At 69.0% G+C, this 13,755-nt stretch carries 15 protein-coding genes; 10 read left to right on the top strand and 5 right to left on the bottom strand.

What is annotated here, in order from left to right:
* The first annotated feature begins 32 nt into the window (after nucleotides 1-32).
* Entirely contained in the window at nucleotides 33-320 is a 288-nt protein-coding gene (locus ACI7BZ_RS15595; protein ID WP_414118080.1) for a helix-turn-helix domain-containing protein, read from the top strand.
* A 126-nt stretch (nucleotides 321-446) separates the two neighbouring features.
* Here the strand turns inward: ACI7BZ_RS15595 and ACI7BZ_RS15600 are convergent, their stop codons facing one another.
* The 3 genes from ACI7BZ_RS15600 to ACI7BZ_RS15610 are packed head-to-tail and all read right to left on the bottom strand — an operon-like array spanning nucleotide 447 to nucleotide 2,627.
* Complete coding sequence (locus ACI7BZ_RS15600; protein WP_414118081.1) at nucleotides 447-1,112, bottom strand: O-methyltransferase; 666 nt, start codon at nucleotides 1,110-1,112, stop codon at nucleotides 447-449.
* Between the two features lie 22 nt (nucleotides 1,113-1,134).
* Nucleotides 1,135-1,566, bottom strand: coding sequence for a DUF6163 family protein (locus ACI7BZ_RS15605; protein ID WP_414118082.1), 432 nt, complete (start codon nucleotides 1,564-1,566; stop codon nucleotides 1,135-1,137).
* On the bottom strand, nucleotides 1,563-2,627 hold the full coding sequence (locus ACI7BZ_RS15610) for an enoyl-CoA hydratase/isomerase family protein (protein ID WP_414118083.1): 1,065 nt from the start codon (nucleotides 2,625-2,627) through the stop codon (nucleotides 1,563-1,565). Before ACI7BZ_RS15610 ends, ACI7BZ_RS15605 begins: the two co-directional genes overlap by 4 nt.
* Before the next feature lie 216 nt (nucleotides 2,628-2,843).
* On the opposite strand from ACI7BZ_RS15610, the gene hemB reads away from it, so the two are divergent.
* The 6 genes from hemB to ACI7BZ_RS15640 all read left to right on the top strand — a co-directional run bounded on the left by hemB (nucleotide 2,844) and on the right by ACI7BZ_RS15640 (nucleotide 8,496).
* Nucleotides 2,844-3,893 (top strand): porphobilinogen synthase, encoded by a 1,050-nt coding sequence (hemB, locus tag ACI7BZ_RS15615; RefSeq protein ID WP_414118084.1) that lies wholly within the window; start codon nucleotides 2,844-2,846, stop codon nucleotides 3,891-3,893.
* Nucleotides 3,894-3,917: 24 nt separating this feature from the next.
* Nucleotides 3,918-5,171 carry a threonine ammonia-lyase gene (locus ACI7BZ_RS15620; RefSeq protein ID WP_414118085.1) on the top strand — a complete coding sequence of 418 codons (1,254 nt, stop codon included), beginning with the start codon at nucleotides 3,918-3,920 and terminating at the stop codon, nucleotides 5,169-5,171.
* A gap of 77 nt (nucleotides 5,172-5,248) precedes the next feature.
* Nucleotides 5,249-5,791, top strand: a complete 543-nt coding sequence (locus ACI7BZ_RS15625) for an RDD family protein (RefSeq protein WP_414118086.1) — start codon at nucleotides 5,249-5,251, stop codon at nucleotides 5,789-5,791.
* Between the two features lie 80 nt (nucleotides 5,792-5,871).
* The gene (locus tag ACI7BZ_RS15630) at nucleotides 5,872-6,621 is read left to right on the top strand and encodes an arginyltransferase (RefSeq protein ID WP_414118087.1); all 750 of its coding nucleotides are present in this window, start codon (nucleotides 5,872-5,874) and stop codon (nucleotides 6,619-6,621) included.
* Nucleotides 6,622-6,644: 23 nt separating this feature from the next.
* Nucleotides 6,645-7,322: a MarC family protein gene (locus ACI7BZ_RS15635; RefSeq protein ID WP_414118088.1), complete on the top strand. Its 678-nt coding sequence runs from the start codon at nucleotides 6,645-6,647 to the stop codon at nucleotides 7,320-7,322.
* 133 nt (nucleotides 7,323-7,455) lie between these two features.
* Nucleotides 7,456-8,496, top strand: coding sequence for a 3-hydroxyacyl-CoA dehydrogenase NAD-binding domain-containing protein (locus tag ACI7BZ_RS15640; RefSeq protein ID WP_414118089.1), 1,041 nt, complete (start codon nucleotides 7,456-7,458; stop codon nucleotides 8,494-8,496).
* An 81-nt stretch (nucleotides 8,497-8,577) separates the two neighbouring features.
* Here ACI7BZ_RS15640 and eno read toward each other — a convergent pair whose 3' ends face one another.
* On the bottom strand, nucleotides 8,578-9,861 hold the full coding sequence (gene eno, locus ACI7BZ_RS15645) for a phosphopyruvate hydratase (RefSeq protein WP_414118090.1): 1,284 nt from the start codon (nucleotides 9,859-9,861) through the stop codon (nucleotides 8,578-8,580).
* A 233-nt stretch (nucleotides 9,862-10,094) separates the two neighbouring features.
* On the opposite strand from eno, the gene queF reads away from it, so the two are divergent.
* Both queF and ACI7BZ_RS15655 read left to right on the top strand, forming a co-directional pair.
* Entirely contained in the window at nucleotides 10,095-10,547 is a 453-nt protein-coding gene (gene queF, locus ACI7BZ_RS15650; RefSeq protein WP_414119181.1) for a preQ(1) synthase, read from the top strand.
* Between the two features lie 58 nt (nucleotides 10,548-10,605).
* The gene (locus ACI7BZ_RS15655; RefSeq protein ID WP_414118091.1) at nucleotides 10,606-11,616 is read left to right on the top strand and encodes a hypothetical protein; all 1,011 of its coding nucleotides are present in this window, start codon (nucleotides 10,606-10,608) and stop codon (nucleotides 11,614-11,616) included.
* Here ACI7BZ_RS15655 and ACI7BZ_RS15660 read toward each other — a convergent pair whose 3' ends face one another.
* Complete coding sequence (locus ACI7BZ_RS15660) at nucleotides 11,617-12,609, bottom strand: AI-2E family transporter (RefSeq protein WP_414118092.1); 993 nt, start codon at nucleotides 12,607-12,609, stop codon at nucleotides 11,617-11,619. It lies immediately after the preceding gene.
* A 227-nt stretch (nucleotides 12,610-12,836) separates the two neighbouring features.
* Here ACI7BZ_RS15660 and ACI7BZ_RS15665 point away from each other — a divergent pair, with 227 nt between their 5' ends.
* Nucleotides 12,837-13,754: a branched-chain amino acid ABC transporter permease gene (locus ACI7BZ_RS15665; RefSeq protein WP_414118093.1), complete on the top strand. Its 918-nt coding sequence runs from the start codon at nucleotides 12,837-12,839 to the stop codon at nucleotides 13,752-13,754.
* Nucleotide 13,755: the final 1 nt, after the last annotated feature.

Here is a 13,755-nt window from a genome sequence, read left to right on the forward strand (position 1 = left end):
ATTGTCGCGGGACTCATCGGGGAGGCACGAGCTTGTTGCACGCCATGGTTTCCGGTCGCCAGATCAAGGCAGCGCGTGCGCTCCTTGGCTGGTCCCGCAACGACCTTGCGGAGATTGCCGGCATTTCCGAAGCGACCGTGAAGGTGGTGGAGAAGGACCGCGGCTTCCTGGAGGCCCTGGCGCCCACCCGCCAGCGCATCTGCCAGGAGCTGGAGGCGGCCGGCATCGGCTTCACCAATGGCGGCGCCATCGGCGTCACGCTGGTTCCGCAGGACGAGGGACTGCGGCCCGAAGACCTCAACGCTTCCAACGACGACTGAGCAAGCCCATGATTCTCCACACCTTCGCGGCGCGGCACTGGATTGTCGTCGCCATCATCGTCGTCGTGGCCGTGCTCGCCTTTCTCGGCTCCTGGTCTTGAGCCGACGGCCGGCCGAAGCGGCCGGTCACTCCACCAGCAGCAGCGCGAAACCGTCATAGCCCTTGGCGCCCACGGTCTGCACCGCGGTGCCGGCGAGGCGCGGGTTGGCGCCGGCGAGATCAAACATGCGGCGCACGCCGATGATGTTCGCATCGGTGCTCTCGGCATTGGTCACGCGGCCTTCGCGCACAACATTGTCGCAGACGATGACGCTGCCCGGCCGCGTCAGCCGCAGCGACCATTCCAGATAGTCCGGGTTGCTGGGCTTGTCGGCGTCGATGAACACCAGGTCGAACGGCGCCTGCCCTTCCGCCTGGAGCTGCGGCAGGGTGTCGATGGCGCGGCCGACGCGCAGGTCCACCGTGTCGGTGATGCCGGCGCGGTGGAAATTGGCGCGCGCCACCTCGGCATGGTGGGGGTCGGCCTCCAGCGTCACCACGCGCCCGTCCGGCGGCAGGGCGCGGGCAAGGAAGATGGTGCTGTAGCCGCCCAGCGTCCCGATCTCCAGGATGCGCCTCGCCCCGATCATGCGGGCGAACAGCTGCAGCATGCGGCCTTGCGCGGCGGAAACGGCGATGGCGGGCAGGCCGGCCTTCGCGCTCGCCGCCAGCACCGCATCCAGCACCGGGTCGGCCGGCAGGAGGCGCGCGCAGATGTAGTCGTCCATCTCCGTCCAAACCGTCGGGGTCATAAGGTGTCCTTCCGGTGAAGTGTCAGTCCTGGTCGCTTTCGCGCGCCGCGCGGATGGAGAGCACGGCATAGGCCACCACCAGCGCCAGTTCCGCCAGGGTGAAGAGCAGCAGCCGCGTCATGCCCGCGGGCGCCCACGCGCCCAGCACCACCTGGGTGAGGGTGGCGAGCAGCCACAGAACCACCGCCCACCCGGCGCGCAGCCAGAGCCCCACCCCGGCGATGGGGTCGATGATGGCGGCCCAGATGACGGCGCCCTGCGCCGCCATGGGCATGGCCTCGAAGCGGCTGGCGTCCCCCTCCCCGATGCCGAGAATCACCACCCAATGGACGATGCCTTCGAGGATGAGGAATGCGGCCACCCCGCGCAGGAACAGGAACAGCCGGCGCCGCCAGGGCGTCAAATTCTCCCATTGCGCCCGGGCGCTGGCATCGATGGGGTCGTAATGGCTCATGTGCCTGCGGCCAGAAGTTCCAGTTCCTCGGCAATGGGCGCGAAATGCGCGGAGATTGCGGCCGGGTCCACCGCGTCCAGTGTGGCCGGCTGCCATTTCGGGGCGTTGTCGCGGTCCACCAGGACGGCGCGCACGCCCTCGTAGAAGTCGTGCCCCGCGGCCACCCGCGTGACGATGCGAAGTTCGAGCTTCAGGCACGCGCCGAGGTCCAGCTTGGGCCCGCGCCGCATCTGTTCCATGGTGATGGCGAGGCTGGTGGGCGACTTGACGCGGATGTCGCGCGCCGTCGCGGCGGCGAAATCGGCATGGGTCCCGCCGCCGGCGGCGGCGGCATCGAGGGCGGCGAGGATGGCGAAGATATCGCCCCGGCCGAACACGTCGGCGATGAAGTCGGCACGGTCGGCGAAGACGCCCGGCCCCGGCTCCATGCGATGATCACAAATGATGCGCTCCACGTCGCCGCCCGCGCACAAGGACGCTTCCAGTGCGGGGAAGGCGGCGGAGGGCACCACGTCCGTGGCGAGGCCGCAGGCGAAGGCCTCGGCGGCGCGGATGCGGCTTCCGGTAAGGGCCAGAAACACCCCGAAGGCCCCCGGCAGGCGCGGCAGCACATGGGTGCCGCCCACGTCGGGGAACAGGCCGATGTTCACTTCCGGCATGGCGAAGAGATATTTGTCGCCGGCCACCCGGTGCGCCCCATGGGCCGAGAGCCCGAATCCGCCTCCCATGCAAATGCCGTCGATGAGCGCCACGTAAGGCTTGGGGAAGCTGCCGATATAGTCGTTGAGGACATATTCCTCGCGCCAGAAATCCAGCGCCTGCGCGGTGCGCCCGCTCAGCCCCATGTCGTAGAGGGCCCGCACGTCGCCGCCGGCGCAGAAGGCTTTCTCGCCCGCCGCCTTGATGATCACGCGGGTGATGGCAGGGTCGCGGGCCCAGGCCCGCAGGCGGGGCAGGATCTCGCGCACCATGGGAAGGTTCAGGGCGTTGAGCGCCTTGGGCCGGTTGAGGGTGATGAGTCCCGCCTCGCCCTTCTCTTCGAGCAGAACCTCAGGTTCCATCGTCAAGGCCCGTTCCCCCTTCGCCTCAAGGCGGCTTGCCGCTGAGCGGCCGGCCGACCGTCCCGGATGCCATGAGGGTTAGACGTGGCCGCCGCCAGCGTCAACGCCGCAGGTCCGGCCCTCGCCCCGTGAAAATACAGGGTCTATAAGAGGAACGTGGAGGGTCCGGCCGGCTTGCCGCCGGGCCGCGTTTTCCTGCCCAACCATGAGCGCATCATGCCCCTTCCCACGCCCCGCATCCGCCCCGTTCCCGGCACCGAGCCGGTGGAGACCGCCGGCCTCGGCCTCGTCCACCGCCCGCGGCGCAACCGCAAGTCGGACTGGGCGCGCCGGCTGGTGCGCGAGACGACGCTGAGCGTGGACGATTTGATCTGGCCGATCTTCGTGATGAACGGCACCGCCACCCGCGCGCCCATCCCCTCCATGCCGGGCGTGGAGCGCCTGACGGTGGATGAGGCGGTGCGCGCGGCCGAGATGGCCGCCGGCCTGAAGATCCCCGCCCTCGCCCTGTTCCCTTACGTGGACCCGGCCCTGCGCGACCCGCTCGGCAGCGAGGCGCTGAACGAGAACAACCTCGTCTGCCGCGCCCTGCGCGCCATCAAGGCCGAGGTGCCGAACATCGGCCTCATCACCGACGTGGCGCTGGACCCCTTCACCAGCCACGGCCATGACGGCCTGCTGGAGGACGGGCGCATCCTCAATGACGAGACCGTGGACATCCTGGTGCGGCAGGCCGTGGTGCAGGCCCAGGCCGGCGCCGACGTGATCGCCCCCTCGGACATGATGGACGGGCGCATCGGCGCCATCCGCGCCGGGCTCGACGCGGCCGGCTTCCAGGACGTGCAGATCATGTCCTATGCGGCCAAGTATGCCTCCGCCTTCTACGGCCCGTTCCGCGACGCCATCGGCACCGCCAAGACCCTCTCCGGCGACAAGCGCACCTACCAGATGGACCCCGGCAACGGCGCCGAGGCCATCCGCGAGGCCGCCCTCGACGTGGAGGAGGGCGCCGACATGCTGATGGTGAAGCCCGGCCTGCCCTATCTCGACATCGTGTGGCGGCTGAAGGAGGCATTCGGCCTGCCCACCTTCGCCTATCAGGTGTCCGGCGAGTACGCCATGATCGAGGGCGCCATCCGCAACGGCTGGGTGGACGGCGAGCGCATCGTCCCGGAAAGCCTGCTCGCCTTCAAGCGGGCCGGCGCCGACGGCATCCTCACCTATTTCGCGCCGCGCGTCGCCCGGGCCCTCGCCGAACAGGCATGACCCCTCCCCCTTCGAGGTAACCAGATGAATTTACCCGCCACCCTCGAAGGGGACCTGCCCGTCACCCTCGCCGACGTGGAGGCGGCGCGCCCCATTGTCGCCGCCGCCGTCCTGCGCACCCCCACCCTGCGGGCGCCGCGCCTGTCGGCCCTCACCGGGGCCGACGTGTACGTGAAATACGAGAGCCTGCAGGTCACCGCCTCGTTCAAGGAACGCGGCGCGCTGGTGAAGCTCTCCCGCCTCACGCCGGAAGAGGCGCGGCGGGGCGTCGTCGCCATGTCGGCGGGCAACCACGCCCAGGCGGTGGCCCATCACGGCACGCGGCTCGGCATCTCCACCGTCATCGTCATGCCGGAGACGACGCCGCAGGTGAAGGTGGCGGCCACGCAGGCCTTCGGCGCGGACGTGGTGCTGTACGGCGACAGCGTGGCCGATGCGCAGCAGGAAGCGGAGCGGATCTCCCGCGCCCAGGGCCGCATCTTCGTCCATCCCTATGACGACGCCGACGTCATTGCCGGCCAGGGCTCGGTGGCCCTGGAGATGATCGAGGACGGGCCGGCCTTCGATGCCGTGCTTGTTCCCATCGGCGGCGGCGGGCTCATCTCCGGCATGGCCGTCACCTTCGCCGGCCGCTCGCCCGCCACGGAAGTGGTGGGGGTGGAGACCGCGCTCTACCCCGCCATGTGGTCGGCCATGACCGGCGTCGCGCGCCCCTGCGGCGGGCCGACGCTGGCGGAGGGCATCGCGGTGCGCAACGTGGGCGTGCTGACGGAGCAGATCGTCCGCCGCCTGGTGCCCAATGTGGTGCTGGTGGACGAAACGGCGCTGGAGCGGGCGGTGAACGCCTTCCTGATGCACCAGAAGACGCTGGCGGAGGGCGCCGGGGCGGCCGGCCTCGCGGCCCTCATCAGCGAGCCGGAGCGCTTCCGCGGCAAGACCGTGGGGCTCGTGCTCTCCGGCGGCAACATCGACCCGCGCATGCTGGCGGGCATCCTCCTGCGCGAGCTGGAGCGCGACGAGCGCATCGTCTCCTTCCGCCTCACCATCCTGGACCGGCCGGGCATGCTGGGGCGCATCGCCACGCTGCTGGGAAAGCTCGGCGCCAACATTCTGGAAGTGCACCACCGGCGCACCTTCCTGGATGTGCCGGCCAAGGGCACCCGCCTGGACCTGACCGTGGAAACCCGCGACCACGCCCATGCGGAACTGATCCAGAAGGCGCTGGAGGGCGAGGGCCTGCCGGTGCAGCGGCTGGGTGCCGGCGGCGCCGACTGGTAGGCAGCGGCCGTTCCGGGACGGGCTTGCGCGCGCCGGATGCGCGCACCACCTGAAGATGTGTGGAGGAGCCGAGCGTCATGACCAACAGCGACACGACCCGCGAGCCGCCCCGGATCGGCGGGTCCGACACGGCGCGTCCCTATGCCTATGATCCGGTGACCCAGCCGGAATATTTCGAGGGCGTCCTCTCGCGCCGGCTCATCGCCTTCTGCGTGGACGCGATGATGATCGTGGGGCCGGTGCTGCTGTTCGGCATGTTCATCTTCATCTTCGGCCTCATCACCCTGGGGCTGGGCTGGATGCTGTTCTGGCTGCTCAGCCCCGCCTTCGTGGTGTGGGCCATCACCTACAATGCCGTCACCCTCGGCTCGCCCGCCTCGGCCACGCTGGGGATGCGACTCATGGAGCTGGAGATGCGCACCTGGTACGGCGCACCCTGCTATTCCCTGCTGGGCGCAGTGCATGCGGTGTGCTTCTGGGTGTCCCTCTCCGTCTTCACGCCGCTGGTGCTCCTGGTGCCCCTTTTCAACGACAGACGCCGGCTGCTGCACGATTTTCTGGTGGGCACGGTGGTCGTGAACAACGCGCAGCGGGCCGCCGCATTGCGGCGCCAGCAATGATTTTTGAGCACGATCCTCCCTTGGCCTTTGACCTTGCCGCGCCCTGCGGCGATGCTGGACGGGTCTGAGGCAAGAGCGCCGTGAGCGAGCATCCGCGGGATACACCGCAATTCTATCTGACCGCCCCCTCCCCCTGTCCCTACCTGCCGGGGCGGGAGGAGCGGAAGGTGTTCACGCACCTTGTGGGCGAACGGGCCGCGGTGCTCAACGACGTGCTGACCCAGGGCGGTTTCCGCCGCAGCCAGTCCATCGCCTACCGGCCCGCCTGCGAGGGATGCAAGGCCTGCGTCTCGGTGCGAATCTGCGTGGACGACTTCACGGAGGGCCGCAGCTTCCGCCGGGTTCTGGCCGACAATGGCGACCTCGTGGGCACGCTGAAGCCCACCACCCCCTCCTCGGAGCAATACGCCCTGTTCCGCGCCTATGTCACCTCGCGCCACGGCAGCGGCGGCATGGCGGACATGAGCGTGCTCGACTACGCCATGATGGTGGAGGACACCCACGTCCACACCCGCCTGGTGGAATATCGCAAGCGCGGGCCGGACAGCCGCATCATCCCGCGCGAGACGGGGGACCTGATGGCGGTGGCGCTCACGGACATCCTCTCCGACGGATTGTCCATGGTCTATTCCTTCTACAATCCGCAGGCAGCGGGCCGCTCCCTCGGCACGTTCCTCATCCTCGACCATGTGGCGCGGGCGCGGCAGATGGGCCTGCCCTACGTCTATCTCGGATACTGGGTGCAGGGCTCGCGCAAGATGGACTACAAGAGGCGGTTCCTGCCTCAGGAACGCCTCTCGCCTCAGGGCTGGGAGCGCATCGAGACATAGGCCATCGCACGGCGGGGGCGCGGTTGAGCTACGCAAGCAACTTCATCAATATCTTCATCACCGTCTTCGCCGCCCTCTTCCCCGTCGTCAATCCGCTGGGGGGCGCGCCCATCTTTCTCAATTTCGTGCGGCGCTGCTCGCCGCAGGTGCGCGAGCAGTTGGCGCGCAGCGTGGCCATCTACGGCTTCCTGCTGCTGCTCGGCTCGCTGCTGGTGGGCTCGCAGGTGCTGCTGTTCTTCGGCGTCACGCTGCCGGTGCTGCGGGTGGCGGGCGGAATCGTCGTCGTCGCCGTGGGCTGGAACCTGCTGCACCAGGGCGACGACCCCAGCGACCGCACCGCCAGCGAGGAACTGGATGATGCGCGGGCCGCCGACCAGACCTTCTACCCGCTGACGCTGCCCCTCACGGTGGGGCCCGGCTCCATTGCCACCACCATCGCTTTGGCGGCCAGCCATAGCCCCACCTGGCGCACCGATCTCGCCCTAAGCGCATCGAGCCTGGCCGGCGCCGTGGCGGGCCTGCTCGCGGTGGCGCTCACCGTGTATTTCGCGTTCCGCGAGGCGGCGACCATCGAGCGGGTGCTGGGCAAGACCGGCACCAACGTGCTGGTGCGCCTGTTCGCCTTCATCCTGTTCGCCATCGGCGTGCAGATCGTCTGGCTCGGCGTGCGCGAGCTGATGGCGGAGCTGCTCGCGCACTGAAGGCAGGCGGCGCGCCGGGAAAATCCGCCGCGCAGCCCCGCCATCCCCCGCGGCGTGCGCTGCGGGTCCGGTCCCGTCCCCCGTTCGAACGCGACGACGCCGCTCCCGGGCGGGTCCGCGGAAGGAGCCCCCCATGTCCGCAGGAACCAGCCCGCCCATCCGTCGTGTCGCGGTCATCGGCGCGGGAACCATCGGCGCCAGCTGGGCCGCCCTGTTCCTGTCACGGGGCCTGGAGGTGGTGGTGAGCGATCCCGCCCCCGGCGCCGCGCAGGCCACGGGGCGCCTGATCCGCGAGGCGTGGCCGGTGCTCACGAGCCTGGGCGGGGAGGCCTGGATCGACCCCGACAGCTGGCGTTTCGAGCCCGACCCCGTGGTGGCGGTGGCGGGCGCCGATTTCGTCCAGGAGAATGCGCCCGAGCGCTACGAGATCAAGCAGAAGCTCTTTCCCGCCATCGATGCCGTGCTGCCGCCGCAGGTGGTGATCGCCTCAAGCTCGTCCGGCCTGCTGGCAAGCCGCATCGCGCAGGGCTGCCGGCATCCCGAGCGCTGCCTCATCGGCCATCCCTTCAACCCGCCCCACCTCATTCCGCTGGTGGAAGTGGTGGGTGGCGAGAAGGCGAGCCGCGCCGCCATCGACACCGCCATGGGCTTCTACCGGGCCATGGGCAAGCACCCCATCGAGATCCGCAAGGAGGTGCCGGGCCATGTGGCCAACCGGCTGCAGGCCGCCCTGTGGCGCGAGGCCATCCATCTGGTGGAAGAGGGCGTCGCCTCGGTGGCGGACATCGACGCCGCGGTGTCGGAAGGGCCGGGGCTGCGCTGGGCCCTCATGGGCCAGCACATGACCTTCCATCTCGGCGGCGGCGCCGGCGGGCTGGCCCATTTTCTCCACCATCTGCTGCCGGCGGTGGAAACCTGGTGGGACGACCTGGGCACGCCGCAGATGACCGAGGCGCTGCAGCACAAGCTGGTGCAGGGCGTGATCGAGGAGGCCGACGGCCGCTCCCTGGCCGAGCTGGCGCAGCGGCGCGACCGCCTGCTGACCCAGATCGTGGCCCTCAAGCATGCCGCCGCCGTCGCCGAAGAGGCGCAGCACGCCAGCGACCGGCTCGACGAGGCGCTGGACGAGAGCTTCCCCGCCAGCGATCCCCCCGCCGTCAGCCGCGAGGACTGAGCCGCACCCACCGGCGTGATGCGGCGGCCGCAGAAAAAAGGGGCCGGGGCAGCCCTGCCGCCCCGGCCCGCTTCGGATGTGTCAGGCCAGCGCCTTCAGGGCCGCCTTGCCGGCATAGCGGGCCGACGAGCCCAGCTCCTGCTCGATGCGCAGCAGCTGGTTGTACTTGGCGGTCCGGTCCGAACGGGCCAGCGATCCGGTCTTGATCTGCCCGCAATTGGTGGCCACCGCGAGGTCGGCGATGGTGGAATCCTCGGTCTCGCCGGAGCGATGGGACATGACGGCGCGATAGGCCGCCTTGTGGGCCATCTCCACCGCATCCAGGGTTTCGGTGAGGGAGCCGATCTGGTTCACCTTCACCAGAATGGCATTGCCCACGCCTTCACGGATGCCGCGCGACAGGCGCTCCACATTGGTGACGAACAGGTCGTCGCCCACCAGCTGGCACTTGTCGCCGATGGTGTCGGTGAGCAGCTTCCAGCCAACCCAGTCGTCCTCGGCCATGCCGTCCTCGATGGTGACGATGGGATAGCGCGCCACCAGCTCCGCCAGATAGGCCACCTGGGCCTCGATGTCGCGCGAGGTGCCCTCGCCCTCATATGCGTAGACGCCGTTCTTGAAGAATTCGGTGGAGGCGCAGTCGAGGCCGATGAACACGTCGTCGCCGGGCTTGAAGCCGGCCTTCTCGATGGCGCCCATCACGAAGTCCAGCGCCGCGTCGGCGGAGGGCAGGTTGGGGGCGAAGCCGCCCTCGTCGCCCACATTGGTGTTGTGGCCGGCTTCCTTCAGGCCCTTCTTCAGGGTGTGGAAGATCTCCGCGCCCCAGCGCAGGCCTTCCGCGAAGGAGGAGGCGCCGGCGGGCAGGATCATGAATTCCTGGAAGTCGATGGGGTTGTCCGCATGGGCGCCGCCATTGACGATGTTCATCATGGGCACCGGCAGGGTGCGCGCGTTCACGCCGCCCACATAGCGGTAGAGCGAGAGGCCGTTGGCCTGCGCCGCCGCCTTGGCCACCGCCAGGGACACGCCGAGGATGGCGTTGGCGCCGAGGCGGGCCTTGTTGGGCGTGCCGTCGAGGGCGATGATGGTCTCGTCGATGTGGGCCTGGTCCTCGGCGTCATAGCCGCCGATGGCGTCGAAGATTTCCCCGTTCACCGCGTCCACCGCGCGGGTCACGCCCTTGCCGAGATAGCGGTCGGCCTCGCCGTCGCGCAGTTCCACGGCCTCGTGGGCGCCGGTGGAGGCGCCGGAGGGAACCGCGGCGCGGCCGAGGGAGCCGTCTTCCAGCACCACGTCCACCTCGACGGTGGGGTTGCCGCGGCTGTCCAGGATCTCGCGTGCGATAATATCGACGATGGCGGTCATGAAGGCTCCTTCCGTGCGTCGTCCCGCGCGGCGGAAGAGAAGGGCGCCCATGCCCCGTCCCGGCCCGCCTCCAGGGAGCCGGAAGGCGCTCGCCCAGCCGGCGCGCCGCTTCTAGCGCGATCCTGTGCGCCTGCGAAGGGGTTCGCGCCCGCCTGCCGCAAAACGGCCCGACGCCGGTTGAACATTGCGCGCGGCGGGGTTATCCGGCGCACCCTGCCCGAAGGACCCCGATGATGACCGATCGCCCGCTCCAGCTTGGCGCAAGAACCGAGTTTCCGGCCTCCCCCGAGGACGCCGTTCTCGACCGCGTGCCCAACCCGCACCCGGATGCCGACTATGTGGCCCGCTTCACCTGCCCGGAATTTACCTCCCTGTGCCCGGTGACCGGGCAGCCGGATTTCGCGCACCTGGTCATCGACTATGTGCCGGACCGGCATCTGGTGGAATCCAAGTCGCTGAAACTTTACCTCGCCAGTTTCCGCAACCATGGCGCCTTCCATGAGGATTGCACCATCGCCGTCGGCAAGAAGCTGGTGGACCTTCTGGCGCCACGCTTCCTGCGCATCGCGGGCTATTGGTATCCGCGCGGGGGCATTCCCATTGACGTGTTCTGGCAGACCGGAACACCGCCTGCGGGCGTCTGGCTGCCCGACACGGGCGTTGCGCCGTATCGCGGCCGGGGGTGAAACTGCGCGCGCCGGCCCGGCGGCGGGCGGCGCGTCACGAGGAAGCGAGGGCCAGCCGATGCCGAAGCTCATTCTCACCAACGGCGAGACGGCCGTGGAGCGCCTGCGCGCCGCCGGCATCGCCGGCCACCTCCTGCCCTGGCAGGACATGCTGCATGACGGCCCGGTGCCGGCCGGCAGCGTGCTGGAGGACGTCTCCGACGTGCGTGCCGATTTCCTCTCGCAGGCCCTGGGCCTGCCGTTCGACGCGGTGCGCGCCGATTTCGCCCATCGCGATGCACAGGTGGAGGTCCATATCGCCTATGGCGAGGTGGAGCTGTGGTTCGAGCATGACCTTTACGATCAGCTCCAGCTCATCCAGCTTCTGAACTATTTCGCCCATGAGCCTGAGCGCATGGGGCTCTCGCTGGTTCAGGCGGCACATTATCTTGGGGTGATGGAGCCTTCGGCCATGCGCGCCCTGGAGGCGGGCCGCGCGCCGGTGACCCACGTGCAGCTGGAAACGGCGCGGCAGGCGTGGGATGCCTTCACCGCGCCCACCCCCCGCCCGCTGGCGGCATTCGTGGCGGCGGCGCCCGATGCCCTGCCCCATCTCGTGCCCGCCCTGCGGCGCCTGCTGGCCGAGCTGCCGGCGCCGAAGAGCGGCCTTTCCCTCACCGAGGAACGCATCCTCGCCCGGCTGGCGGACGGGCCGGCGAAGGTGGCGCAGGTCTATGCCGCCGTGCATTCCCAGGACGAGGCGCAGTTCCTGGCCGACCTGCCCTTCTTCCTGCGGCTGGACGGGCTGGCCTTCGCCCGCGAGCCGCTCATATCGGGCCTGCCGTTCCGCTCCGGCGAGGCCGGCGGCCTGCGCTTCTCGCCGGGGGATGCAAGCCCGGCGGAAGGCAGCTACCGCGCCTATGCCGCCGCTGAAATTTCCCTGACGCCGGCCGGCCATGCCGCCCTGAAGGGCAGCTTTGACCATGCCTGCGCGAATGCCGTGGAACGCTTCATCGGCGGCACGCATGTCCAGCCGGGTTCCATGTGGCGCTATGATCGCCGGTCCGGCGAGGTGGTCGCTCCCAACTGATCAGTCCGCCGGCTTGTCGCTCTTGAAGGCGGAGAAGGCGAGCACCGTAAGCGGGGTGGCCAGCACCACCCCCATGACGCCGAAGAAATTGCCGAAGGCCACCACCGCGAACAGGGTCACCGCCGGCGGCAGGGACACCATGCGCTGCTGCAGCAGCGGGGTGATGACGTTGCTCTCGCTCTGCTGCACGATGACGAAGACAAGCAGGGTCCACAGCCCGGAATCAAGCCCCATGGTCAGGGCGATGAGCACGGCGGGCGCCGCTGCCATCACCGGCCCCACCATGGGCACGAATTCGGCCAGGCCCGCGAACAGCGCCAGCGCCAGCGCCGAGGGCACGCCGACGATGGTGAGGCCGACAAAGGTCAGCAGCCCCACCACCACCATGGCGATGAGCTGGGCCTTCAGGAAGTGGCGTAGGTCTTCTGAAACCACATCCAGCCGCCGCAGGACGGCCGGGCGATCCTGCGGCGCCCACAGCGAGGCGAACAGGCGGCGGTAGAGATCGGGCGAGGCGGCGAAATAGAGCCCGCCCACCACCACCAGGAACAGGCCCAGCAGCACCTGCGCCACATTGGTGGTCACTCCCTGCACCGCCGAGATCACCCGATCGCTGGAGGGCGCCGCCGCCTCGGCCCGCCGCAAGAGGTCGTCGCCCATCCCCTCCAGGTGGAACCGCCGCTCGAACGCCGCCCATGCCGTGGGCAGGTCGTTGAGCAGTTCCGTGACCTGGGCCTGGATGGTCGAGCCGAACAGATAAAGGGTGAGCCCGATGCCGCCGAACGCGAGGAGCGCCACCGGGAACACCGCATAGCGCTCGGGGCAGCGGGTGATGCGCGCAAACGGCTCCGCCAAGGCGTGCAGCGCCAGCGCCATCAGCACCGCGGCGAACACCTGGAGGACGACATCCACCACCGTGAAGACGAAATAGAACAGGGCCAGCACGATGCATGCGATGGCGACGCGACGCGCCACGAGCCAGTCCGAAGCCATGGCGCCTCTCTCCGGGAATCCCGCAAATCCAGGGCATTATAGCGGGAACGCCGCGGCCGTCTGCGCCTTTTCCCCGGCTTCGACGGCCCTGTCCCCGGCTGCCGGAAACAGGCGCAATTGTCTCTGCCCGGCGGGCGGGTTATGACTTTAAAAAGCGGCAGCGCCCAATCGTCGGGCATGATGAGATAATAGGCGCGCCATCCAGGACAGAGGGGTTCAAGCGGCGGATGGATATCTTCCTCCAGCAGCTCATCAACGGATTGACCCTGGGGTCGATCTACGGGCTCATCGCCATCGGCTACACCATGGTGTTCGGCATCATCGGCATGGTGAATTTCGCCCATGGCGACGTCTTCATGGTGAGCGCCTTCATCGGCCTTATCTGCATTCTTCTGCTCACCACCGTCATAGGCATGAGCTCCATCTTCCTGATCCTCGCCATAACCCTGGTGGTGGCGATGGTGTTCACCGGCCTGGTGAGCTGGGCCATCGAGCGCGTGGCCTACCGGCCGCTGCGCGGCTCGTTCCGCCTGGCGCCCATGATCTCCGCCATCGGCATGTCCATCCTGCTCTCCAACTTCGTGCAGGTGGCCCAGGGCCCGCGCAACAAGCCCTTGCCACCCATGGTGCCCGACGTGATCGTGCTGATGGAGCGCGAGGGCTATCAGGTGACCCTCGCCTACAAGCAGATCATCATCATGGTGGTCACGGCGGTGCTGCTCGGCGGCTTCTGGTGGCTGGTGCAGAAGACGCCGCTGGGGCGCGCCCAGCGGGCCTGCGAGCAGGACCGCAAGATGGCCGCCTTGCTCGGGGTGAACGTGGACCGCACGGTTTCCCTCACCTTCGTCATCGGCGCCGCGCTGGCCGCCGTCGCCGGGGTGATGTACCTGATGTATTATGGTGTGGTGAATTTCTCCGACGGCTTCGTGCCGGGCGTGAAGGCGTTCACCGCCGCGGTGCTCGGCGGCATCGGGTCCCTGCCGGGCGCGGTTCTGGGCGGGCTCCTCATCGGCCTCATCGAAACCTTCTGGTCCGCCTATTTTTCCATTGAATACAAGGACGTCGCGGCCTTCTCCATCCTCGTGGTCACGCTCATCTTCCTGCCGCAGGGCCTGCTGGGCCGGCCGGAAGTGGAGAAGGTGTGAT

The sequence above is a fragment of the Xanthobacter sp. AM11 genome, assembly GCF_047444035.1.
Taxonomy (GTDB): domain Bacteria; phylum Pseudomonadota; class Alphaproteobacteria; order Rhizobiales; family Xanthobacteraceae; genus Xanthobacter.